Here is a 21,698-nt window from a genome sequence, read left to right on the forward strand (position 1 = left end):
GTCATACCTCGTTAAGCGATTGAGCGGCATCCAATGCCGCGCGGCCACGGGGGCCGTGGAAATATTCGTGGATCCATGCGTCGTCCGTTTCCGAGACAACATCGATGGCATCGGCCACCAGCACTTTCTTCTGCGCCAGCACCGCCACGCGGTCGGTGATGGTGTACAGCGTGTCCAGGTCGTGGGTGACCAGAAACACACTCAGGCCCAGCGCATCGCGCAGGGTCAGGATCAGTTGGTCGAATTGCGCCGCGCCGATCGGGTCGAGCCCGGCGGTGGGTTCGTCGAGGAACAGGATGTCCGGGTCCAACGCCAGCGCGCGGGCCAGGGCGGCGCGCTTGATCATGCCGCCGGACAGTGAAGCCGGGTACTTGTCGGCCGCCGACAATGGCAACCCGGCCAGGGCGAGTTTCACCGCGGCCAAGTGCTCGGCGTCGCGGCGGCTGAGGCCGGCATGTTCGATCAACGGCAGCGCGACGTTTTCGGTCACGGTCAGCGAAGAAAACAGCGCGCCCTTCTGGAACAGCACGCCGAAGCGCCGTTCCACCAGGGAACGCTCATGTTCCGGCAGGTTCGGCAGGTTCTTGCCGAACACCCGCACTTCGCCTTCGCTGGGTCGACGCAGGCCGACGATACTGCGCAGCAGCACCGACTTGCCGCTGCCGGAGCCGCCGACCACCGCGAGGATCTCGCCTTTGTACAAATCCAGGTCGAGGTTCTCGTGCACGCTCTGACTGCCAAAGCGATTGCACAGGCCGCGCACTTCAATCACCGCCTCGGCGGGCGCTCGGTGTAGACGACTCACCAGCCCATCTCCATGAAGAACAGCGCGGCGACCGCATCCAGCACGATCACCACAAAGATCGATTGCACCACGCTGGAGGTGGTGTGGGCACCGACCGACTCGGCACTGCCGCTGACCTTGAAGCCCTCCAAGCAGCCAATGGCGGCAATCAGGAACGCAAAAACCGGCGCTTTCACCATGCCCACCAGGAAGTGCTGGACGCCAATGTCCGATTGCAGCAGCGACAGGAACATTGCCGGCGAAATATCCAGGGCCACGGCGCAGACCACGCCGCCGCCGACAATCCCCGAGAGCATCGCCAGGAAGGTCAGCATCGGCAATGCCACCAGCAGCGCCAGTACGCGAGGCAGCACCAGCAACTCCATCGGGTCCAGGCCCAGGGTGCGGATTGCGTCGATTTCTTCGTTGGCCTTCATCGAGCCGATCTGGGCGGTAAAGGCACTGGCGGTGCGACCGGCGATCAGGATCGCCGTCAGCAACACGCCGAACTCCCGCAGGAAAGAGAACGCCACCAGGTCGACGGTGAAAATAGTCGCGCCAAAACTCTTGAGCACGGTGGCGCCGAGGAATGCCACCACGGCACCCACCAAAAAGGTCAGCAGGGCCACGATGGGCGCGGCGTCGAGGCCGACCTGTTCCAGATGCGCGACCATGGGCGTGATGCGCCAGCGCTTGGGACGGAATATTCCACGGGCGAAGGTTTCGAGAATCAGGCCGATAAAACCCAGCAGTTTCTTGCTGTCCTGCCAGACGGTGTCCACCGCCCGGCCAATGCGCGCCAGCACCTGAATGCCAGCGGCTTCTTCCGGTGCTTTGTCCGGTACGCAAAAATCATTCAGGGAGCGGTAGACGGTCTTGAGCAGTGCGCGGTCGGCGGCAGACAAGCTGCAGTCAGTCTGCTCGGCAGATTGCTCGATGCGGGTCGGCCCCAGCAACTCCACCAGCAACGACGCGCCGGCAGTATCCAGGGCACCGAGGCCGTTGAGATCGATGCGCGCGCCGGCGTCGTATTGGCCGTCGAGCTTGTCCGACAGCTTCTTTAGGTTGGCATAGTGGGCAAGCGTCCAGTCCCCCGTAATCCTCAGCTGTGGCGGGGTGGTGGACGTATCGAGGTGGGCTGCACCGGCCGTCGTAGGGGGGGTCATAAGCTCCGAGCTTGTTTGGCTATCCACAATTCCTACGTAATAGCACGAACCTGCCTACTTTGGGTTGTCCGTTTGTGCTGAGTCCGTCACTTTGAAGCGCAGCACGCCGATTACCTGCCCGTCTTCAGTCAGCACGCGTACTTGCCAGCGACCCACGGCGTCGCCGGGGAAGTTCTGCTTGTGGGTCCAGGCGCGGTAGCCCTCTTTGCGTCCGCCATGGATATCCAAGGCGATGCGGTCGACCTCTTTGCCGTTGAATTGCCACACATGGTAGATGCGCTCATCCAACCCGCGCGGCGCGTTGATCGCGGTGTAGGCATACAGCCCGCCGCTGCGCAGTTGGGCGGCGGTGACTTCCTTGAGGTCGTCGCCCGGCGTGCGGTCTTGCAACTGTGTGCTGATGGCCACTTCAGTCATCCACAAGGTGGCCGGTGGCACCCAACTGCGCAGGAACCATCCGGCGCAACCAATGGCGGCCGTGACCCCGAGCAACATCGCCCAGCCTTTAAGGCTGCGTAGCGGCATGCTGACGGCCAGGCTCGGAATCGACAACGCCATGGCCACGCCGAGGGCCAGCTTGTAACTCTCGGCCGTGGTCAGGTGCAGGATGATCGGCAGCGCGGTGAGCAGCGCGGCGAACAGTGTGAAGGTGTGCAGCGCGAGGAACAGTGAACGTTTGGGCGCCAACCATTTGTAGTACAGCGGGTCGACAATCGACACCAGCGCCGCCGCGCCGAGCAGGCCGGTAAAAATCGATTGGCCGCTGTTCCAGGCGGTGGTGATGAAAAAGAACGGCAGCACAAAAAACAGACTTTCCTGATGGATCATCTGGGTTGCATAGCGCAGTAGCGGTTCGGGGATTTCGCGCTTGAAGACCTTGGTGAACAGCTGGGTGAAGCTGTTTTCCAGCATCAGCCACAGCCAGCTCACCAGCATGATCACTGCGATCCAACTGGCCATGCCCTGTTGGCGGTCCACCAGGATGAAGCTGCCCACACCCGAGATGAAGCCGCCGAGTGCAATCACCCCTGGGTAGCGCTTCATCAGCTCGAGAATGCGCTGGATTACGTGGGTCAGGTTTGGCATCTGGCGGTTCGCAGTCTTTGTAGGAAAAAATCCTAGACAGAATAACGTCTTAGTCCGTCGTCCGTTGCGTCATTACGCGATCCGTTTGCGATAAAGCCGTACGCCGATCAACACAAAGGCGATCAGCCCTAGGACACCGGCGCCGATCCAGCTCAGCAGGTCGTAACTGAGCAGCGGCTTCTCGATACGCCAGTAGCCGGGTTGCTTGAACACTTGGCGCATGGCCTGGTTGGTCTGGTCCAGACTCACGGCCTTGATGCGTTTGACCGGGTCGCTGAAGTGGCCGTTGTTGTAATCGCCGGAAGCGCTCCAGTAATAGTCGGCCAGTGCACTGTTGCCCTGCACGGCCCAGGCCTGACGGGCGACGGCGGCCTGTTGCAGGCGGGCGAATACCGCCGGGTCGAGACCGTCTTTGAGCAGCTGCGCCCTGAGGTCCTGGAGCACCTGTTCGGCTTCGGGGAGGTTTTCCCGCTCAAGGTCGGCATTCAGGCTGAGGAAGCCGACGCCGCCGAGCACTTCGCGTTCGCTCCACGGGCCGTAGGACAAGCCGTGCTTGAGGCGCAGTTGGCGGTACAACGCCCAGTCGAGGTAGTCCTTGAGCAGGTCGTAGGTTTCATCATGCCCGTCGTCCAGTACTGGCTCAGGGAGCATCCAGTGCAGTTTGGCGCTATCGCCGACCCAGCCGTGGATCAGTTCGCGGTGGGCGGCGGCGGCATGCTGGATTTCCGGGAGTGCCGGGTGTTCCGTGGGTTCGACCGGGTCGAGCTGGCCATAGGTACGTTCCAGATAGGCCGGCAGCAATTTGTCGAGGTCACCGACGATGATCAGGGTCATGTTGTTGGGCGCGTACCAGTTTTTGCGCAGGTTCTCCAACTGGTCGCGAGTCAGATGGTCGACCTCGGCGCGTTCGGCGCATTTGAGGCCCAGCTCGACGGCCAGTTGATTGCTGGCGGTGTGGCCTAGATCCTGGCGGTCCAGCAGGCGTTGCAGGTGTGAGTAGTGGCCGCCGTCTTCGCGCTCCACCACCCGCTTGGCGGCGTTGATATTGGCGTCGGTCAATTCGGTGCGGGTGAGGATCGCCAGCAGCAGGTCCAGCACCTTGCGCTGGTTTTGCGCGGGCGCCTCGATCACGAAGGTGGTGTCGGCGTTGCTGGTATAGGCGTTCCACTCGCCGCCCAGGGCTTGCATGCGGTCTTCCAGCTCACCTTCTCCACCGCCGTCGATGCCGCTGAACAGCAAGTGTTCCAGCAGGTGCGGCAGCTCTTTGTCCTCGCAACTGAAGTCATCCAGACCCACGCCGACCACCAGGCGGATCGCCACATGCCCACGTTCGGTGCCCGGCTTGAGCAGCAATTGCAGGCCATTGGGCAAGGTGTAGCCCTCGACTTGCAGGCGGTCAAAGGCAAAGGCATGGGCAGAGCCCATGAGCAGACAGGCGAACAACAGGCGACGCATAACAAGCTTCCTGGCGAGTGAGGTCAGTTTTAACTGACTTCGCGGGCCATAGTACGTTCAGGGCGAATGTGTGATGTCGGCAATATCTTCGGCGGAGAGCGCGCCGGTGTCGGATGTTTCCAACACTACATAAGCACTGCTGCAAAACAACGAGTTGAGGCGTTTCATGTCCGCAATCAGCTCCAGGTGTAGGGAGCTGGTCTCCAGACTCTGTACGATTTTTCTCTGCAGGCGACTCACGTGCGCGTGGGCCAGGCGGCGTTCCTGGGCGCGGAATCGGCGTTTTTCGCGCAGCAACTGGCGGGCACTTTCCGGGTCGGCGCTGAGGAACACTGACAGGCCCAGGCGCAGGTTGGCGATCAACTGACTGTGCAGGCCAGTGAGTTCTTCCAGGCCCACTTCCGAAAACTGGCGACGCTGGGAAGTTTTCTGCTGCTGAACTTTGCGCAGCATGCGTTCGATCAGGTCGCCGGCCAGTTTCAGGTTGATCGACAGCTCGATGATTTCGGCCCAGCGCCGGCTGTCCTGCTCACTGAGGTCTTCGCGGGGCATTTGCGCCAGGTAGAGCTTGATCGCGCTGTACAGCGATTCGACGTCGTCGCTGAGGCTGCGCATTTCCTGGGTGATGGCGGTCTGTTTGCCGCGCAGCACTTCCTGCATGGCGGTCAGCATGTTGTCGATCAGGTCGCCCAGGCGCAGGGTTTCACGGGCGGCGTTGGCCAGGGCCAGGCTTGGGGTGCTGAGTGCCGTCAGGTCCAGATGGCGCGGCTTGGCTTTGCCGTTGACCTCTTCACGCTCGGGCAGCAGCCAGGCGCACAGTTTTGCCATCGGGCCGATGGTGGGCAACAGGATCAGGCAACGGCTCACGTTGTAAAGCAGGTGGAAGGTGATGACCATGCCTTGGGCGCTGTAGTCCAAGCCATCCATCCACAGCACCAGCGGGTCCAGCACAGGAATGATCAGCAACAGGCCGATCAATTTGTACAGCAGGCTGCCCAGCGCGACCTGGCGCCCGGCCGCGTTCTGCATGCTGGTACTGAGGAAGGCCAGCACGCCGCTGCCGATGTTGGCGCCGATCACCAGGCCGATCGCGACATGCAAGCCGATCACGCCTGCGCCGGCCAGAGTCGCGGTCAGTAGGACGGCGGCCAGGCTGGAGTAGGAAATCATCGCGAACAAGGCGCCGACCAGGGCGTCGAGCAAGATGTCGCCGGTCAACGATGCGAACAACACTTTCACGCCTTGGGCGTGGGTGATGGGGCCGGCGGCTTCCACGATCAGTTGCAGCGCAAGGATGATCAGCCCGAGGCCGATCCCCACGCGTCCCAACTGCCCTGCCCGCGTTTGCTTGCGCGACAGGAAGAAAATCACCCCAAGAAAAATCAGCAGCGGCGACAGCCAGGACAAATCGAACGTCAGCACCCGCGCCATCAACGCAGTACCGACATCGGCGCCGAGCATGGTCGCCAGGGCGGGCATCAGGCCCATGAGGCCCTGGCCGACGAAGGAGGTCACCAGCATCGCCGTGGCGTTGCTGCTCTGCACCATGGCCGTCACCAGGATACCGGCGATAAACGCCAGCCAGCGCTTGGACATGTTCTGCCCGATGACTTGGCGCAAGTTGGAACCGTAGACCCGCAGGATGCCGGTACGGACGATGTGCGTGCCCCAGATAAGCAGGGTCACGGCGGAAAGCAGATTGAGCAAGGTCAGCATGCTCGGCCCCCCGTGTGGGTGCGCTCTAAAGTGAGCGAAGGAAAGTTGCCGCGTGCCGCTCTACGTCTTGTACTTAAGCTGTAGTTGGCGAATGGGCTCTGCGCCAGCATCGCATAGCTAAAGTGGGGATTGAAACAAAACTGTCATGAAATCAACTTTTTGTGGATGCAAAAAAGGGGCTTAAAAAGCCCCTTTTTGTCTGGCTCGGGTTTATTGACCCGGAATGTCTTTGCGCAGTTTCACCGGATCCTGCTGTTTTTTCTTTTTCGCGATGGCGGTGCGCATCTTGATGTTCACCGCTTCCACCGCCAGCGAGAACGCCATGGCGAAGTAGACGTAGCCTTTTGGCACGTGCACATCGAAGGATTCCGCGATCAGCACGGTACCCACGACCAGCAGGAACGACAGCGCCAGCATTTTCAGCGACGGGTGCTTGTCGATGAACTCGCTGATGGTGCCAGCAGCCAACATCATCACCAATACCGCCACGACAATCGCCGCGACCATGACCGGAACGTGGGACACCATGCCGACAGCGGTGATGACCGAGTCCAGGGAGAACACGATGTCGATGATCGCGATCTGGATGATGGTGTAGATGAACTTGCCACCGGCGCCCTTCGGCTCGTCGTGGGTTTCGTCTTCACCTTCCAGCGCGTGGTACATCTCCTGGGAGCTTTTCCACAGCAGGAACAGGCCACCGAAGAACAGGATCAGGTCGCGACCGGAAATGCCTTGGCCGAAGACCACGAACAGGTCGGCGGTCAGTTGCATCACCCAGGTGATCGACAGCAGCAACAGAATGCGCGTGACCATGGCCAGCGCCAAGCCGAAGATCCGGGTGCGCGCCTGCATATGCTTGGGCATGCGGCTGACCAGGATCGAAATCATGATGATGTTATCGATGCCCAGGACGATCTCGAGGGCCGTCAGGGTGAAGAAGGCAATCCAGATTTCCGGATTGGTCAGCCATTCCATGTGTATTCCTTTGAGCGAGTGTTAAACCGCGCAAGCTGCAGCGCCGCGCGGTTGGGTGTTTGGATTATAGAGTGCTGAACAGCGGAATAATCCCCATCAGCAAAGCGGCGACCATTATGCACAGGCACACCAGCACTGCCCACTTGAGGGTAAAGCGCTGGTGATCGCCAAACTCGATACCCGCCAAAGCGACCAGCAGGTAGGTCGAGGGTACAAGCGGGCTCAACAGGTGCACAGGTTGGCCGACGATCGACGCACGTCCCATTTCTGCCGCAGTGATGCCGTAGTGGCTGGCGGCTTCGGCGAGTACTGGCAATACGCCGTAGTAGAACGCATCGTTGGACATGAAGAACGTAAACGGCATGCTCACCAGCGCGGTGATCACGGCCAGGTACGGGCCCAGCGCGTCAGGGATAACGGCCAGCAGGCTCTTGGACATGGCATCGACCATGCCGGTGCCCGACAGGATGCCGGTGAAGATACCGGCCGCGAAGATCAGCCCCACCACCGCCAATACGCTGCCGGAGTGAGCGGCGACGCGGTCTTTCTGCATCTGCAGGCAGGGGTAGTTGACGATCATCGCAATACTGAACGCCACCATGAACAGCACCGGCAGGGGCAACAGGCCGGCGATCAACGTGCACATCAGGGCGAACGTCAGCGCGCCATTGAACCAGATCAGTTTCGGGCGACGAGCGTCCGGGAATTGCGACACGCTGATTTCGCTGTGGTCGATCTCGTCGCCTTGCAGGTGCAATTCACCCAGGCGTGCACGTTCACGCAGGCCGTACATGTAGGCAATCACCAGGATTGCGACGACGCCGGCGGCCATTGCCGGGATCATCGGTACGAAAATGTCCGATGGGTCCACATGCAACGCACTGGCGGCGCGGGCGGTCGGACCACCCCAGGGGGTCATGTTCATCACGCCACCGGCGAGGATGATCAAGCCAGCCATGATCCGCGGGCTCATGCCGATGCGCTGGTACAGCGGCAGCATGGCGGCCACGCAGATCATGTAGGTGGTGGCGCCGTCACCGTCGAGGGACACCACCAGGGCCAGCACAGCGGTGCCGACCGAGACTTTCAGCGGGTCGCCCTTGACCATCTTGAGGATCTTGCGCACGGCCGGGTCGAACAGGCCGGAGTCGATCATCAGGGCAAAGTAGAGAATGGCGAACATCAGCATCACGCCGGTCGGCGCGAGCTTGGTGATGCCCGCGAGCATCATCGGACCGATCTCCGGCGCGAAACCGCCGAACAGCGCGAACAGGATCGGCACAATGATCAGGGCGATCAGCGCGGACAGGCGCTTGGTCATGATCAGGAACATGAACGTGATGACCATGGCAAAGCCAAGGAAAGTCAGCATAGGAATACTCCAGGCGTAGCGCGGCTAGGGAATGGCGAACCGAGGGGGTCAGCGCAGAACGAAAGGCACGAGGCGTACGGGTGGAGTTGGGGCGAACAGGCGGGTACGAGCGGACATCGGGAATCACCATTGTTGTTGTTAACAGCCGGTCTGTTGCCGGCAGTGGGGGCGATCCTAGACGGGTAAGCTTTCAGCCAGCTTTCGCTGGATGAAAGGCTGATGAAGGGTTACTCGGCGTTTCAGGGCAGCTCCAGGCCGCCCGCCGCCTTGTGCAAGGCCCGCAAATGCTCGCCTACCTGCTTGAGATTGGCTTCGCAGGCGGCAATCTCGGCGGAGCGCGAAGGGTCCAGCAGCGCCCTCACCTCTTTATCCAACTCGCCAGTCAGTGATTGCAGTTGCTTCTGGCGCTCGGCGCTTTCCGATTCCAGGCGCTTGGCTTCCGAAGGCTGCGGCAGGCCGTAGCCGCCGCTGCCCAAGAGTTCTGCCGGACGGCTGAGGAAGCCGCTGTTGGCGAGGATCTGTTGCAGCGTAGCGTTGGCTTTCTCCATGCCGCCGTTTTTCAGCTCGCGGGCGCCGAGGTAGCGTTGTTTGACTTCGTCCTGGGCCAGCATCAACTGCTTGCGAAAACTCGCCTGTTCAAGCAGCAGTAATGCGGCGCTGGTGCGCAGATCTGCCTGGCCGAACCACTGGCGGCGCTCCTCTGCGCTGAGGGACAGCCAGTCTTCGACCTGGGTCTGCTGGATCGGCAGATGCTTGCGCAGTACATCGAACATCGCTTGGTAGCGTTCGCGGAAGGAGTCGAAGTGATAGCCCAGGCGTAACGCCCGGCGTTTGTCGTCCAGTACGCTGGTGTCGGCCAGGCCACGAGCACTCAATACCTCAAGCAAACCGTTGGGGGTTATGTTGTCCAGGCCGGTCAGTTGCGGGTTGGCGCTGCCACTGCGTAACAGTTTCAGGCTCTCCACCGCACAGTTGTTGGAAATGAAGAAGTAATTACCGTCGTAGCTCCAGTGCATCTCGGCGGCATGCTCGACGGTGTCGTTGATTTCCTGGCGGGTCAGTTTCAACGGCACGGAGGCCAGGCCGCGCAACTCGGTCTTGGTGTACTCGTCGATCACTTGCGCCAACGGCAGGACAAACAGGCGCGACGGGTATTTGCCGACCAGGCCGTCCCAGCTCGACAGCTGTACGTCACCGACAAACGCGCGGTAGGACAACACCAGGTGCTGGTCCAGATCCAGCCGACAATCCGGACCACGCGGACGGCCTGGCGCGCAGATCACCAGGCGCAGCATGCTGTGGCCCCAGCGGCTCACCAGGTTTTGGTTGGCTTCGGCCAGCAGGTAGTCGATTTCGTAGACGCGCTCCGGGTCGACATGGCCCAGCGGCGTCTTGGCGAAATCGTTGCCGGCGTTCAGGAAAGCATAGGTGTTGGCGCAGGTTTCTTGGTTCGGCGGCGCCCAGCCAAAGTGTTCTTTGTAATAACGGAACAGCGAGGGACGGCGGCAGGCGTAGCTCGGGTCAAGCAGGAAGTACTCCATGTTGACTGCGACGAATTCCAAGGGGCTGGTGGTTTCGTAGATGTCCGGGCTGCGCGCGACCTGATGGTTGTTCTGTTCGCGTTCGCCACGACGACCGACGTATTGCGGCCAGCCGGCAAGGTCTAGCAGGCGCGGGTCATCGCTGAGGGTAAAGCGTCGGCCATTCTGGCCCCGGCATTGATCAGGCAGGCCGATCAGGCCGGTGAGATTGTTCTGGCGGCTGCAGCGGTTGATCAGTGCGCGGTCTGCTTTGGACCACAGGCGTGCACGGTCATAAATGTGGGTCAGCTCATGCAGCACGGTGGCGAGCATTTCGCGGCGCACGGTGCCGTGGGGGCGATTGGTTTTCTGGGTGGCGGCGCTGCCGTCGGTGAGGCTGGCGAGCAAGTTGCGGTTGAGGTCCAGCTCGGACACCAGGGAGGCTTGCCCGTAGGCGTTCTCGGGCATCTTGTCGGTCCAGCCGACATCGATGCGTCGGTCCAACTGCTCGACGAAGCTAGGCGGTAAAGCGCGCATCGCTTCGTCGAGCAACGCCTGGCTGGCCTGCAGTTCAGCAGGGCTCAAGCCATCGGTCTTGAGTCGCAGTTGCAGGCCGGCTTGGGCTGCGCTGGCACACAGCAGCACAACCCCGGCCAGGAGCCAGGCGGCAATTCGCCTCACAGTGCGAGAATAGCTTCGGCGAGGGTCTGGTCACTGGCGTCGCGGGCTTCCGGCAGACGTGTGCGCAGGGTGTCGAAGGCGGCTTCCAGGCGTGCGCCACGGATCTCGCCGTTGGTGGCGACGAAGCTGGCAGCGTCGTCGTGGGCCTCGCGCACGACTTTGGAGTCGCGTATGGAGGTGGTGGTGTCCGAGGTGAAATCAATGGTGCGACCAGAGGCGCGAACAATGATGTTACTGGTGGCCACCAGGGTTTGTGCCTGGGCAACGTCGGCCAATAACAGCAGGCCAAGGGCGGCGGCGATCAGCGGGCTACGCATGAGATGACTCCAATGAAAAAGATGGAATACAAAGATGATTATTGGACGAGAATTGCTTGCGCCAGTTCAAGGTCGCTGGCGTTAAGTTTTGGTTGGCTGCGGCGCAGATAATCCAGCGCGGATTCCAGCCGTGCGCCCCGCCATTGGCCGTCAGTGGCGATAAACGCAGCCGCGTCGTCCTGGGCGGCCATAATCACTTTTCTGTCGAAGGGCGCGGACGTCACCTTGCTGGAGGCGTACGCACTGGCGACGGTGCTTTGGGTGCTCAGGTCGAAAGCCGAAGCCACGGGCGACCAGGCGCCACAAAGCAATAGTGGAACTATTAAAAGGCGGTATGAAAAAGCCATGGGACTCGACAACTTAAAACGAGCGCCAAGGCTAGCGTAATGCCCGGGCGAGAGCCAGCGCCCAGGCATCAGCCTTGTATTCAGATCGCCAGGATGGCCTGGGCCAACTGTGCGTCAGTCGCGGTGTTCAACTGCGGCGCTTGTTGGCGAATCTGTGCCAGGGCGCTCTCCAGTTTCACGCCACGGATGGCGCCTTCACTAGCAACAAAGCTGGCGGCGTCGTCACGGGCGGCGCGCACGACTTTATTGTCGCGCAGGGACGACGTGGCATCGGAAGTAGCGTCGGAGGTGGCCTTCAGCGCGCCGACGATGGAGTCGGTGGTCACGATGAAGCTGGTCGCGTTGGCGTTGGCAGCCAGGGCCAACAGGGCGGCGGCACTCAGCAGGCGAAGACGGGACATGGGATGACTCCTGTAGATGAACGGATAAGGTGGCGCAGGGCAGCCATTGGGGATCAGACGCCCGTACTACGCGGTTCGCCACGTGGTGACTGGATATTAAGCCGCCGTTTATCCGTTCGGGAAGCGTCTTGACTGCCTAGTCACGCCAGAACGGTTTGGACAGCTCGTTCATTCGTTCGCCAGGACTGATGCCCAGGTCGGACAGTTCACGGCTATCAAGCTGAGACAGTTGGCGCCGTTCATAGGCCTGGCGTAGCCATTTGGCGAGGATCGAAGCGGCTCGACTTAACAACCGCTTATAGCTGTGGGATGGCGTGTCCATGGCGTGCACCTTTCATGAGGTCTTGGAACACCATGTTCAGCGAGAGGATGTGACCGATACAGATACACTGGAGTTAAATTGTACTGCTTAACTGTTGTATTTTTTAAACTGTACCTGTCCACGAATTGTGTCACTGTTTTCCGTTGAAAACCCAAGCCCCGAAAACAACAAAGCCCGCCTCCGATTTCCCGGGGCGGGCTTTGCTTTGACAAATCAGGGTGCTGGCGGTGTACCCGGTAGGTCAGGGCCAGCGAGCGCTAAATCAGCGCCAGAACGGCTTGCTCAGCTCTTCGTAGCGTTGAGCTTCGCTGATGCCTGCGTCAGCCAGCAGACGCGAATCCAGACGAGCCAATTGGTGGCGGCTGGAGATGCGGCGCTGCCACAACATCAGGTTGGCGATAACGCGCAGAGGCAGGGAGGCCTGGGTGTTTACAGCTTTTTCTTCGAAGAACAGATCGGAACTGAGTGTACGTTCCATGATGACATCCTTCCGCTTGTGGCGGGATTAGGTAGTGGTTTAACTGATGCCAATGATCCTCTTCCGACGCAAGACTCTCTAGATACAGTTCCCTTGTATTGTGAGGGGCCAGTTAACTGTTTATGGGTGCTGTACTGTACATAAATGAGGCAACTGTACCTATACGCACTGAAGTGGTGCGAAATTGGTGTTTTCGTAGTGATGTGTGGGATATTTCGGTAGGAAATGACCGGTACAGCAGTACAGTTTTTTGCAGGAATGGCGTTGAGGATGCCGGGCTGATGAAACTGTTTTTGCATCAGCCCGGATCTGTATCAATCACGCCTTGAGCATATGCCCGGTTTCTTCCAGGTTGATGTGCCAGCTCAGTGCTTCGCGCAGGATGTGGGGCGTGTGCCCGCCGACGGCGCAAGCAGCGTTGAAGTAACTGTTCAGGGCATCGCGATAGGCAGGGTGCACACAGTTATCGATGATCACCCGGGCCCGTTCCCGTGGCGCCAGGCCACGCAGGTCGGCAAGCCCAACTTCGGTGACCAGGATATCGACGTCATGCTCGGTGTGGTCCACATGGCTGACCATCGGCACCACGCTGGAAATCGCCCCGCCTTTGGCAATGGATTTGGTAACAAAGATCGCCAGGTGCGCATTGCGCGCGAAATCCCCGGAGCCGCCAATACCGTTCATCATCCGCGTGCCGCAGACATGGGTGGAGTTGACGTTGCCGTAGATATCGAACTCCAGCGCGGTGTTGATGCCGATGATGCCCAGGCGACGCACCACTTCCGGATGGTTGGAGATCTCTTGCGGGCGCAGCACCAGTTTGTCCTTGTACTTTTCCAGGTTGCCGAACACGTCGGCATTGCGCCGTTCTGACAAGGTGATCGAGCTGCCCGAAGCAAAGCTCAGCTTGCCCGCGTCGATCAGGTCGAAGGTCGAATCCTGCAACACTTCCGAATACATGGTCAGGTCTTCGAACGGCGATTCGATCAAGCCACACATCACTGCGTTGGCGATATTGCCGATGCCGGCCTGCAACGGGCCGAGTTTGTTGGTCATGCGGCCGGCGTCGACTTCCTGCTTGAGGAAGTTGATCAGGTGATTGGCGATGCCTTGGGTGTCGCTGTCGGGTGGCGTCACGGTCGAGGCGGAATCGGCCTGGTTGGTGATGACGATGGCGGCGATCTTTTCCGGTGGGATCGGAATAGCAGTGCTGCCAATCCGGTCATCGACCTTCACCAGCGGGATCGGCGTACGGGTTGGCCGGTACGTCGGGATATAAATGTCGTGCAGCCCTTCCAGGTTCGGGTTGTGCGCCAGGTTGATCTCGACGATCACCTGCTTGGCGAAAATCGCAAAGCTGGCCGAGTTGCCCACAGACGTGGTGGGCACAATATGGCCTTGCTCAGTGATCGCGACCGCTTCAATCACCGCAATATCCGGTAGCTTGAGCTGATTGTTGCGCAGTTGCTCGACGGTTTCCGACAGGTGCTGGTCGATAAACATCACTTCGCCGGCGTTGATCGCCTTGCGCAAGGTGCTGTCGACCTGGAACGGCATGCGTCGCGACAGTACGCCCGCTTCGGTCAGTTGCTTGTCCAGGTCATTTCCCAGGCTGGCGCCGGTCATCAGGGTGATTTTCAGCGGCGAGGTCTTGGCGCGTTCGGCCAGAGCGTGGGGGACGGCCTTGGCTTCACCGGCACGGGTGAAGCCGCTCATGCCGACGGTCATGCCGTCCTCGATCAGTGCGGCGGCGTCTGCCGCGCTCATGACCTTGTTCAACAACGAAGGCAAGCGGATACGATCACGGTACATGGATTGTTATCTCAGGCTACGGAAGCAAGGTGCGCAGTTTAGTGATTTCAAAAAAATTCGGCCCGCTACCATGGTCGAATGCCAGGCAGCGATTTAGAGCCTTTGGTCGGGTTTCATGCGGTAATAAAAAACCCCAGCCTACTGGAGGCCGGGGTTTCGAGTATTGCGCTGAAGCAGTGTTACTCGACGGCTTTGACCATGTCTTCGATGACCTTCTTGGCATCACCGAAGACCATCATGGTCTTGTCCAGGTAGAACAGCTCGTTGTCCAAGCCGGCGTAGCCGCTGGCCATTGAGCGTTTGTTGACGATGATCGTCTTGGCCTTGAAGGCTTCGAGAATCGGCATGCCTGCGATCGGTGAATTCGGATCGTTCTTGGCGGCCGGGTTGACCACGTCGTTCGCGCCCAGCACCAGCACCACGTCGGCCTGGCCGAACTCGGAGTTGATGTCTTCCATCTCGAACACCTGGTCGTAAGGCACTTCGGCCTCGGCGAGCAGGACGTTCATGTGCCCTGGCATACGGCCGGCCACTGGGTGGATCGCGTACTTCACGGTGACGCCGTGGTGGGTCAGCTTCTCGGTCAGTTCCTTGAGCGCATGCTGTGCACGTGCCACGGCAAGGCCGTAACCCGGGACGATGATCACGGTGTCGGCGTTGGTCAGCAGGAAGGTCGCGTCGTCAGCCGAGCCGGATTTGACCGGGCGTGCTTCTTTAGAGCCCGCCGCTGCACCGGCATCCGGCGCATTGCCGAAACCGCCGAGCAGTACATTAAAGAAGGAACGGTTCATCGCCTTGCACATGATGTACGACAGGATCGCGCCGCTGGAGCCCACCAGCGAGCCGGCGATGATCAGCATCGAGTTGTTCAGCGAGAAACCGATGCCCGCCGCTGCCCAGCCGGAGTAGCTGTTGAGCATCGAGACGACCACAGGCATGTCCGCGCCGCCGATCGGGATGATGATCAGCACGCCAAGCACGAAGGCCAGGGCCAGCATCAGCGCGAAGGCGGTGAGGTTGCCGGTGAACATGAACGCCAGGCCCAGGCCCAACGTAGCGAGGCCGAGCACAAGGTTCAGTTTGTGCTGGCCGCCGAACTGTACCGGTGCGCCCTGGAACAGGCGGAACTTGTACTTGCCGGACAATTTGCCGAAGGCGATCACCGAACCGGAGAAGGTAATGGCACCGATGGCCGCGCCGAGGAACAGTTCCAGGCGGTTACCGGCAGGAATCGAGTCGCCCAGGTGTTTGACGATGCCCAGGGACTGCGGCTCGACCACCGCGGCAATCGCGATGAACACTGCAGCCAGGCCGATCATGCTGTGCATGAACGCTACCAGTTCAGGCATCTTGGTCATTTCTACGCGCTTGGCCATGAACGAGCCGGCGGTGCCGCCGATCAGCAGGCCAACGATTACGTAGCCAATGCCTGCGGTAGCCAACTCAGCGCCCAGCTTATAGATGAGGCCCACGGTGGTGAGCACCGCCAGCGCCATGCCGAGCATGCCGAACAGGTTGCCGCGTCGCGACGTGGTGGGGTGCGACAGGCCCTTGAGAGCCTGGATGAAGCAGATCGACGCGATCAAGTAGAGCGTCGTGACGAGATTCATGCTCATTACTTAGGCGCCTCTTCTTTTACTTTCGGGGCTTTCTTCTTGAACATCTCAAGCATTCTGCGGGTGACCAGGAAGCCGCCGAACACGTTGACTGCGGCGAGCGCCACGGCCAGGGTGCCCATAGTCTTGCCCAGTGGCGTGACAGTGAGGGCCGCAGCCAGCATGGCGCCGACGATCACGATGGCGGAAATGGCGTTGGTTACCGCCATCAATGGCGTGTGCAGCGCGGGGGTTACGTTCCAGACCACGTGGTAACCGACATAAATCGCCAGCACAAAGATGATCAGGTTGTAGATACCGGGGGAGATAAGCTCTTCCATCGTCTGAATCCCTGCTTAGGCGTTTTTGCGGATGACTTGGCCGTCGCGGCACATCAGGCACGCGGCGACGATGTCGTCTTCGAGGTTGATTTCAAACTGCCCTTCCTTGGTGAAGACCAGCTTCAGGAAGTCCAGCAGGTTGCGCGCGTACAAGGCTGACGCATCGGCGGCGACAGCGCCGGCCAGGTTGGTCGGGCCGCAGATGATCACGCCGTTCTCGACGACTACCTGGTCGGCAACCGTCAGCGGGCAGTTGCCACCTTGGGCAGCGGCAAGGTCGATCACCACGGAGCCGGGTTTCATCTGTGCGACGGTTTCGGCGCTGAGCAAGGTCGGCGCTTTGCGGCCGGGAATCAGGGCGGTGGTAATGACAATGTCGGCCTGCTTGGCGCGTTCGTGCACGGCCAGGGCCTGGCGTTGCATCCAACTGGTCGGCATTGGGCGGGCGTAGCCGCCGACACCGACGGCGCATTCGCGCTCTTCATCGGTCTCGTAAGGCACGTCGACAAACTTGGCGCCGAGGGATTCGATCTGCTCTTTAACGGCCGGGCGTACGTCAGACGCTTCGATCACTGCACCGAGGCGTTTCGCGGTGGCGATGGCTTGCAGGCCTGCAACGCCGGCGCCGAGGATCAGCACGCGTGCGGCCTTCACGGTGCCTGCGGCGGTCATCAGCATCGGCATGAAGCGCGGGTAGTGATGAGCGGCGAGCAGCACGGCTTTATAGCCGGCAATGTTGGCCTGGGACGACAGCACGTCGAGGCTTTGAGCGCGCGAGGTCCGCGGCGCAGCTTCGAGGGCAAAGGCGGTGATGCCGCGCTCGGCGAGCTTGGCGATGGTTTCGTTACTGAACGGGTTGAGCATGCCCACCAATACGGTGCCGCTTTTGATCAGCGCAAGTTCGCTGTCGCTGGGGGCTACCACCTTGAGGATCAGCTCGGCGCCAAACGCATCGTTGGCACTGCCAATGGTTGCGCCTGCCGTTTCATAGGCACTGTCGACGACGCTGGCTTTGATGCCGGCTCCGCTTTGTACAGTGACCTTATGGCCCTGGCCGATCAGCTTCTTGATGGTTTCCGGGGTGGCAGCCACCCGCGTTTCACCGGTCTGGGTTTCGAGAGGAACACCAATGTGCACGTCAAATCTCCTGCATGATCTTTTTGCTTTTGATCTTTTTGTAAAAAGGCCAGTGCACCGCGAGTGGCGCAACTGGGGCGGCCGATCAGCACGATCCCGCTGAAATGACAGCGGGGCGCGGCATTTTGCAGGCGAACTTTACGGCCTTCAAGGGATTATGACGGGTGACGAAAAATTAACTACAAGTCACCCTGTGACTGATTGTCGCAACACGCTGAAATAACCTCTTCAAATACATGGGCTTAAAGGGCTGCAGGCGCTTTTGCAATCTTTTGACATCGTTGGTGTGAATAGTCGGTCATTGGCTTGTATTAGTCGCTGCAAGCCATATAGATCATGGCTTTGAGTCCTATTTTCGCCTGACAGATACAGTCTGTTGAAATGCGACATATATGTATATCTGTAGGATTGAAAATTTGCTGACTACAGAGTCAATAATGTTGTTTTGACCTTTAAATACAAGGGCTGTAGCGGTGTGACTGGTCGATCAGCCAGTCCCTGAATGCGTGTAATGAGGCGGATTCGACCTTTCTGTCAGGAATCATCAAGTAATAGGCCTTAGAACTGCTCAGTGCTTCGGGGCTTGTGATTACCAGTTGGCCGTCCTCTAGTTCGCGTTGAATGAGGAACGGCGGGATCAGCGCGATCCCCATGTCATGCATGGCGGCCTGAGACAACATCGAGAATAGCTCGTAACGGGGGCCTGTCATGTCGCGAGGTACGCTCAGCTGCTGGGCGTTGAACCACTGGCGCCACGCGTAAGGTCTCGTCGTTTGCTGCAGGAGGGGCAGTTCTGCGATTTCCTGGGGGCTGAGTTGCGTGCTTTTACCCAGCAGTCGCGGGCTGCACACGGGGACAGGATTCTCTCCCATCAGGCGGTGCGATTCCGTACCGGACCAATCGGCATCGCCGAAGTAGATGGCGGCGTCGAATTCGGTATCGGCAAACAGGAAGGGCCGTGTTCGGTTCGTCAGGTTGACCGTGACTTCAGGATGCTGGCGTTGGAAATCCTTGAGGCGAGGGATCAGCCACTGAGTACCAAATGTCGGGACCACGGCCAACTCGATGGTGTTAGCGCCCTGCTGACCCATGACGGAAAGCGTGTCGCGCTCCACCGCATCCAGTTGCGTGGCTACGCGGCGGCTGTACGACAGCCCGGCTTCCGTGAGTTTTACCCCTCGGCGTGAGCGACGAAACAGCTCGACACTCAAAAACTCCTCAAGGCTGGCGATCTGTCGACAGATGGCGCCTTGAGTGATCGAAAGCTCGTGTGCGGCCTTGGTAAAGCTTTCGTGGCGGGCCGCCGCTTCAAAACTGACCAAGGCGGTAGTACTGGGAATTTTTCTGCGCATATACCGTGTCCTCACATGTAAAGCGCATATGCGCGCTTTTCGGCGGTTTCGAAGTGAGAAATTAGCACAACCCTATTCGGAAACCTCGTTTGCTCTGAGCGCTTGTCGCGCCTAGGCTGGTTCCACGACATTCGTTTCTTCCCGCGAGGACTTATTCATGGCTGGCAAGGCAAGCTTCAACTGGATCGATCCACTGCTGCTGGATCAACAGCTCACCGAAGAAGAGCGCATGGTGCGCGACAGTGCTGAGCAGTTCGCCCAGGACAAGCTGGCGCCGCGCGTGCTTGAAGCCTTTCGCCATGAAAAGACCGACCCTGCGATTTTTCGCGAGATGGGCGAGACCGGTTTGCTCGGTGCGATGATTCCTGAGCAGTACGGCGGCAGTGGCTTGAATTACGTCAGTTATGGGTTGATCGCGCGCGAAGTGGAGCGCGTCGACTCCGGCTATCGCTCGATGATGAGTGTGCAGTCTTCGCTGGTGATGGTGCCGATCAACGAGTTCGGCACCGAGGCGCAGAAACAGAAGTACTTGCCGAAGTTGGCGTCTGGGGAATGGATCGGCTGTTTTGGCCTGACCGAGCCCAATCATGGGTCTGATCCAGGTGCGATGATTACCCGGGCTCGAAAAGTGGACGGCGGTTACAGCTTGACGGGCGCGAAGATGTGGATCACCAACAGCCCGATCGCGGATGTGTTTGTGGTGTGGGGCAAGGACGACGCCGGTGACATCCGTGGCTTTGTCTTGGAGAAAGGCTGGAAGGGCCTGAGTGCGCCGGCGATTCATGGCAAAGTCGGGCTTCGCGCTTCTATCACCGGTGAAATCGTCATGGACAATGTGTTCGTGCCGGAAGAGAACATTTTTCCGGACGTGCGTGGTTTGAAGGGGCCTTTCACCTGTCTCAACTCTGCGCGTTATGGCATTTCTTGGGGGGCTTTGGGTGCTGCTGAGTTCTGCTGGCATACCGCTCGCCAATACACCCTGGATCGCCAGCAATTCGGCCGTCCTTTGGCTGCAACTCAACTGATCCAGAAGAAATTGGCCGACATGCAGACCGAGATCACTTTGGCCCTGCAAGGCTGCCTGCGTCTGGGGCGTATGAAGGATGAGGGTACGGCAGCGGTTGAAATCACCTCGATCATGAAGCGCAACTCCTGTGGCAAATCCCTGGATATCGCGCGTATGGCACGCGACATGCTCGGCGGCAACGGTATTTCCGACGAGTTCGGCGTGGCGCGCCACCTGGTCAACCTGGAGGTCGTGAATACCTATGAAGGTACTCATGACGTGCATGCTCTGATTCTGGGGCGTGCGCAAACCGGTCTTCAGGCGTTCTATTAATAGGAGCACGGCCATGGGCGCGCTTTCGCATCTGCGGGTACTGGATCTATCGCGAGTACTGGCGGGCCCCTGGTCCGGGCAGATCCTTGCGGACCTTGGGGCTGAAGTGATCAAGGTTGAGCGGCCGGGTAGCGGCGACGATACGCGCGCTTGGGGGCCGCCCTTTCTTAAGGATGCCTATGGCGAGAACACCAGTGAGGCGGCGTACTACCTGTCAGCCAATCGCAACAAGCAGTCGGTGACGATCGATTTCACGCGGCCGGAGGGGCAGGCGTTGGTGCGTGAGCTGGCGGCCAAGTCGGACATCCTCATTGAAAACTTCAAGGTAGGCGGGCTTGCCGCGTATGGGTTGGACTATGAGTCGCTCAAGGAGATCAATCCCGAGCTGATCTACTGCTCGATCACGGGCTTTGGCCAGACCGGGCCCTACGCGGCGCGGGCGGGCTATGACTTCATGATTCAGGGGTTGGGCGGCCTCATGAGCCTGACCGGTCGCCCTGAGGGGGATGATGGTGCCGGGCCAGTAAAGGTGGGTGTGGCGCTGACGGACATTCTTACGGGGCTTTACTCTACAGTGGCGATACTGGCGGCACTGGCTCATCGGGATCATGACGGTGGCGGGCAGCACATCGATATGGCGTTACTGGATGTGCAGGTGGCCTGTCTGGCCAACCAGGCGATGAATTACCTGACAACAGGGGCGTCGCCAAAGCGGCTGGGTAATGCGCATCCGAATATCGTGCCCTATCAGGACTTCCCTACCGCCGACGGTGATTTCATCCTGACGGTGGGTAATGACGGGCAGTTTCGTAAGTTTGCCGAAGTGGCTGGGCAGCCACAGTGGGCGGATGATCCGCGCTTCGCTACTAATAAGGTGCGGGTGGCGAATCGGGCGGAACTGATTCCTTTGATTCGTCAGGCGACGGTGTTCAAGACGACGGCTGAGTGGGTGTCGCAGTTGGAGCGCGTGGGCGTGCCTTGTGGGCCGATCAATGACCTGGCGCAGGTGTTCGCCGACCCTCAGGTCAAGGCGCGCGGGTTGGCAATGGCGCTGCCCCATGCGTTGGCGGGGATGGTGCCTCAGGTTGCCAGTCCAATACGGTTGTCCAAGACGCCGTTGGAGTACCGCAATGCGCCTCCTCTGCTGGGTGAGCACACGGCTCAAGTGCTTCAGGATGTATTGGGGTTGGGCGCGGCGAATGTGGTTGCTCTCAAGGCGGCAGGTGTTATCTGAGTCGCATCTTCTATATAGAAGATGCTGATGGCCCTTTATTGGTGGTTTTTTAATCAGTTTTAAGTAATCGATAGAAAAGCAAAATCAAGGGTTGACGGCAAATTTCAGACGTCTATAATTCGCCCCACTTCCGGCGCAGTCGAAACGGAAAACTCCTTGGTAAACAATGAGTTATGTAGGTTTCGGCAGCAGGTTGCTTCAGTTCATCGAAGCCAAAAGGAAGTTGAAAAAGAGGTGTTGACAGCAGCGTGTAACGCTGTAGAAT

General features: G+C 59.8%; 20 protein-coding genes. 2 read left to right on the forward strand and 18 right to left on the reverse strand.

All coding sequences use genetic code 11. The annotated features are described in order from the left end of the window. Position 1 precedes the first annotated feature (1 nt). From ACP7C6_RS19225 to ACP7C6_RS19310, 18 genes are all read right to left on the reverse strand, one after another. Positions 2–805 (reverse strand): ABC transporter ATP-binding protein, encoded by an 804-nt coding sequence (locus ACP7C6_RS19225; protein WP_236318430.1) that lies wholly within the window; start codon positions 803–805, stop codon positions 2–4. Beyond that, entirely contained in the window at positions 802–1,950 is a 1,149-nt protein-coding gene (locus ACP7C6_RS19230; RefSeq protein WP_308908181.1) for an ABC transporter permease, read from the reverse strand. The genes ACP7C6_RS19225 and ACP7C6_RS19230 overlap by 4 nt, the downstream gene beginning before the upstream one ends. A 54-nt stretch (positions 1,951–2,004) precedes the next feature. Further along, positions 2,005–3,036, reverse strand: a complete 1,032-nt coding sequence (locus ACP7C6_RS19235) for a DUF5924 family protein (protein WP_028618665.1) — start codon at positions 3,034–3,036, stop codon at positions 2,005–2,007. 72 nt (positions 3,037–3,108) lie between these two features. Then, positions 3,109–4,491, reverse strand: a complete 1,383-nt coding sequence (locus ACP7C6_RS19240; protein ID WP_028618666.1) for a M16 family metallopeptidase — start codon at positions 4,489–4,491, stop codon at positions 3,109–3,111. A 57-nt stretch (positions 4,492–4,548) separates the two neighbouring features. After that, complete coding sequence (locus tag ACP7C6_RS19245) at positions 4,549–6,207, reverse strand: Na/Pi cotransporter family protein (protein ID WP_016978808.1); 1,659 nt, start codon at positions 6,205–6,207, stop codon at positions 4,549–4,551. A gap of 210 nt (positions 6,208–6,417) precedes the next feature. Further along, on the reverse strand, positions 6,418–7,185 hold the full coding sequence (locus ACP7C6_RS19250; RefSeq protein WP_014716354.1) for a TerC family protein: 768 nt from the start codon (positions 7,183–7,185) through the stop codon (positions 6,418–6,420). Between the two features lie 64 nt (positions 7,186–7,249). Continuing rightward, the gene (locus ACP7C6_RS19255) at positions 7,250–8,557 is read right to left on the reverse strand and encodes a CitMHS family transporter (RefSeq protein WP_028618667.1); all 1,308 of its coding nucleotides are present in this window, start codon (positions 8,555–8,557) and stop codon (positions 7,250–7,252) included. A 239-nt stretch (positions 8,558–8,796) separates the two neighbouring features. Further along, positions 8,797–10,758, reverse strand: coding sequence for a DUF4105 domain-containing protein (locus ACP7C6_RS19260; protein ID WP_028618668.1), 1,962 nt, complete (start codon positions 10,756–10,758; stop codon positions 8,797–8,799). Beyond that, complete coding sequence (locus ACP7C6_RS19265; protein WP_028618669.1) at positions 10,755–11,075, reverse strand: DUF2388 domain-containing protein; 321 nt, start codon at positions 11,073–11,075, stop codon at positions 10,755–10,757. Before ACP7C6_RS19265 ends, ACP7C6_RS19260 begins: the two co-directional genes overlap by 4 nt. Before the next feature lie 38 nt (positions 11,076–11,113). Beyond that, positions 11,114–11,422 (reverse strand): DUF2388 domain-containing protein, encoded by a 309-nt coding sequence (locus ACP7C6_RS19270; RefSeq protein WP_068937356.1) that lies wholly within the window; start codon positions 11,420–11,422, stop codon positions 11,114–11,116. An 80-nt stretch (positions 11,423–11,502) separates the two neighbouring features. Then, positions 11,503–11,823: a DUF2388 domain-containing protein gene (locus tag ACP7C6_RS19275; protein ID WP_028618671.1), complete on the reverse strand. Its 321-nt coding sequence runs from the start codon at positions 11,821–11,823 to the stop codon at positions 11,503–11,505. Positions 11,824–11,959: 136 nt separating this feature from the next. Continuing rightward, the gene (locus ACP7C6_RS19280) at positions 11,960–12,145 is read right to left on the reverse strand and encodes a DUF1127 domain-containing protein (protein WP_122686960.1); all 186 of its coding nucleotides are present in this window, start codon (positions 12,143–12,145) and stop codon (positions 11,960–11,962) included. 262 nt (positions 12,146–12,407) lie between these two features. Then, entirely contained in the window at positions 12,408–12,623 is a 216-nt protein-coding gene (locus tag ACP7C6_RS19285; RefSeq protein WP_010168694.1) for a DUF1127 domain-containing protein, read from the reverse strand. Between the two features lie 318 nt (positions 12,624–12,941). After that, positions 12,942–14,435: an acetyl-CoA hydrolase/transferase family protein gene (locus tag ACP7C6_RS19290; RefSeq protein WP_028618673.1), complete on the reverse strand. Its 1,494-nt coding sequence runs from the start codon at positions 14,433–14,435 to the stop codon at positions 12,942–12,944. Between the two features lie 179 nt (positions 14,436–14,614). Further along, a complete protein-coding gene (locus tag ACP7C6_RS19295) occupies positions 14,615–16,051 on the reverse strand; it encodes an NAD(P)(+) transhydrogenase (Re/Si-specific) subunit beta (protein WP_426109115.1) in 1,437 nt (478 codons plus the stop codon). Next, the gene (locus tag ACP7C6_RS19300; RefSeq protein ID WP_003187417.1) at positions 16,051–16,371 is read right to left on the reverse strand and encodes an NAD(P) transhydrogenase subunit alpha; all 321 of its coding nucleotides are present in this window, start codon (positions 16,369–16,371) and stop codon (positions 16,051–16,053) included. Before ACP7C6_RS19300 ends, ACP7C6_RS19295 begins: the two co-directional genes overlap by 1 nt. 15 nt (positions 16,372–16,386) lie before the next feature. Beyond that, entirely contained in the window at positions 16,387–17,508 is a 1,122-nt protein-coding gene (locus ACP7C6_RS19305) for a Re/Si-specific NAD(P)(+) transhydrogenase subunit alpha (RefSeq protein WP_010207879.1), read from the reverse strand. 452 nt (positions 17,509–17,960) lie between these two features. Next, complete coding sequence (locus ACP7C6_RS19310) at positions 17,961–18,860, reverse strand: LysR family transcriptional regulator (protein WP_311893485.1); 900 nt, start codon at positions 18,858–18,860, stop codon at positions 17,961–17,963. Between the two features lie 157 nt (positions 18,861–19,017). On the opposite strand from ACP7C6_RS19310, the gene ACP7C6_RS19315 reads away from it, so the two are divergent. After that, entirely contained in the window at positions 19,018–20,199 is a 1,182-nt protein-coding gene (locus ACP7C6_RS19315; RefSeq protein ID WP_003187423.1) for an acyl-CoA dehydrogenase, read from the forward strand. Between the two features lie 13 nt (positions 20,200–20,212). Beyond that, the gene (locus tag ACP7C6_RS19320) at positions 20,213–21,433 is read left to right on the forward strand and encodes a CaiB/BaiF CoA transferase family protein (RefSeq protein ID WP_426109116.1); all 1,221 of its coding nucleotides are present in this window, start codon (positions 20,213–20,215) and stop codon (positions 21,431–21,433) included. Positions 21,434–21,698 lie beyond the last annotated feature (265 nt).

The organism is Pseudomonas sp. TWR1-1-4, from assembly GCF_049897165.1.
GTDB classification, from domain to species: Bacteria; Pseudomonadota; Gammaproteobacteria; order Pseudomonadales; family Pseudomonadaceae; genus Aquipseudomonas; species Aquipseudomonas canadensis.

Bases quoted from the DNA above. Each gene is read 5' to 3' on its own strand.
- ACP7C6_RS19230 (WP_308908181.1), bottom strand. From the start codon at position 1,950: ATGACCCCCCCTACGACGGCCGGTGCAGCCCACCTCGATACGTCCACC.
- ACP7C6_RS19235 (WP_028618665.1), bottom strand. From the start codon at position 3,036: ATGCCAAACCTGACCCACGTAATCCAGCGCATTCTCGAGCTGATGAAG.
- ACP7C6_RS19240 (WP_028618666.1), bottom strand. From the start codon at position 4,491: ATGCGTCGCCTGTTGTTCGCCTGTCTGCTCATGGGCTCTGCCCATGCC.
- ACP7C6_RS19245 (WP_016978808.1), bottom strand. From the start codon at position 6,207: ATGCTGACCTTGCTCAATCTGCTTTCCGCCGTGACCCTGCTTATCTGG.
- ACP7C6_RS19250 (WP_014716354.1), bottom strand. From the start codon at position 7,185: ATGGAATGGCTGACCAATCCGGAAATCTGGATTGCCTTCTTCACCCTG.
- ACP7C6_RS19255 (WP_028618667.1), bottom strand. From the start codon at position 8,557: ATGCTGACTTTCCTTGGCTTTGCCATGGTCATCACGTTCATGTTCCTG.
- ACP7C6_RS19265 (WP_028618669.1), bottom strand. From the start codon at position 11,075: ATGCGTAGCCCGCTGATCGCCGCCGCCCTTGGCCTGCTGTTATTGGCC.
- ACP7C6_RS19270 (WP_068937356.1), bottom strand. From the start codon at position 11,422: ATGGCTTTTTCATACCGCCTTTTAATAGTTCCACTATTGCTTTGTGGC.
- ACP7C6_RS19275 (WP_028618671.1), bottom strand. From the start codon at position 11,823: ATGTCCCGTCTTCGCCTGCTGAGTGCCGCCGCCCTGTTGGCCCTGGCT.
- ACP7C6_RS19280 (WP_122686960.1), bottom strand. From the start codon at position 12,145: ATGGACACGCCATCCCACAGCTATAAGCGGTTGTTAAGTCGAGCCGCT.
- ACP7C6_RS19285 (WP_010168694.1), bottom strand. From the start codon at position 12,623: ATGGAACGTACACTCAGTTCCGATCTGTTCTTCGAAGAAAAAGCTGTA.
- ACP7C6_RS19290 (WP_028618673.1), bottom strand. From the start codon at position 14,435: ATGTACCGTGATCGTATCCGCTTGCCTTCGTTGTTGAACAAGGTCATG.
- ACP7C6_RS19295 (WP_426109115.1), bottom strand. From the start codon at position 16,051: ATGAGCATGAATCTCGTCACGACGCTCTACTTGATCGCGTCGATCTGC.
- ACP7C6_RS19300 (WP_003187417.1), bottom strand. From the start codon at position 16,371: ATGGAAGAGCTTATCTCCCCCGGTATCTACAACCTGATCATCTTTGTG.
- ACP7C6_RS19310 (WP_311893485.1), bottom strand. From the start codon at position 18,860: ATGCGCAGAAAAATTCCCAGTACTACCGCCTTGGTCAGTTTTGAAGCG.
- ACP7C6_RS19315 (WP_003187423.1), top strand. From the start codon at position 19,018: ATGGCTGGCAAGGCAAGCTTCAACTGGATCGATCCACTGCTGCTGGAT.
- ACP7C6_RS19320 (WP_426109116.1), top strand. From the start codon at position 20,213: ATGGGCGCGCTTTCGCATCTGCGGGTACTGGATCTATCGCGAGTACTG.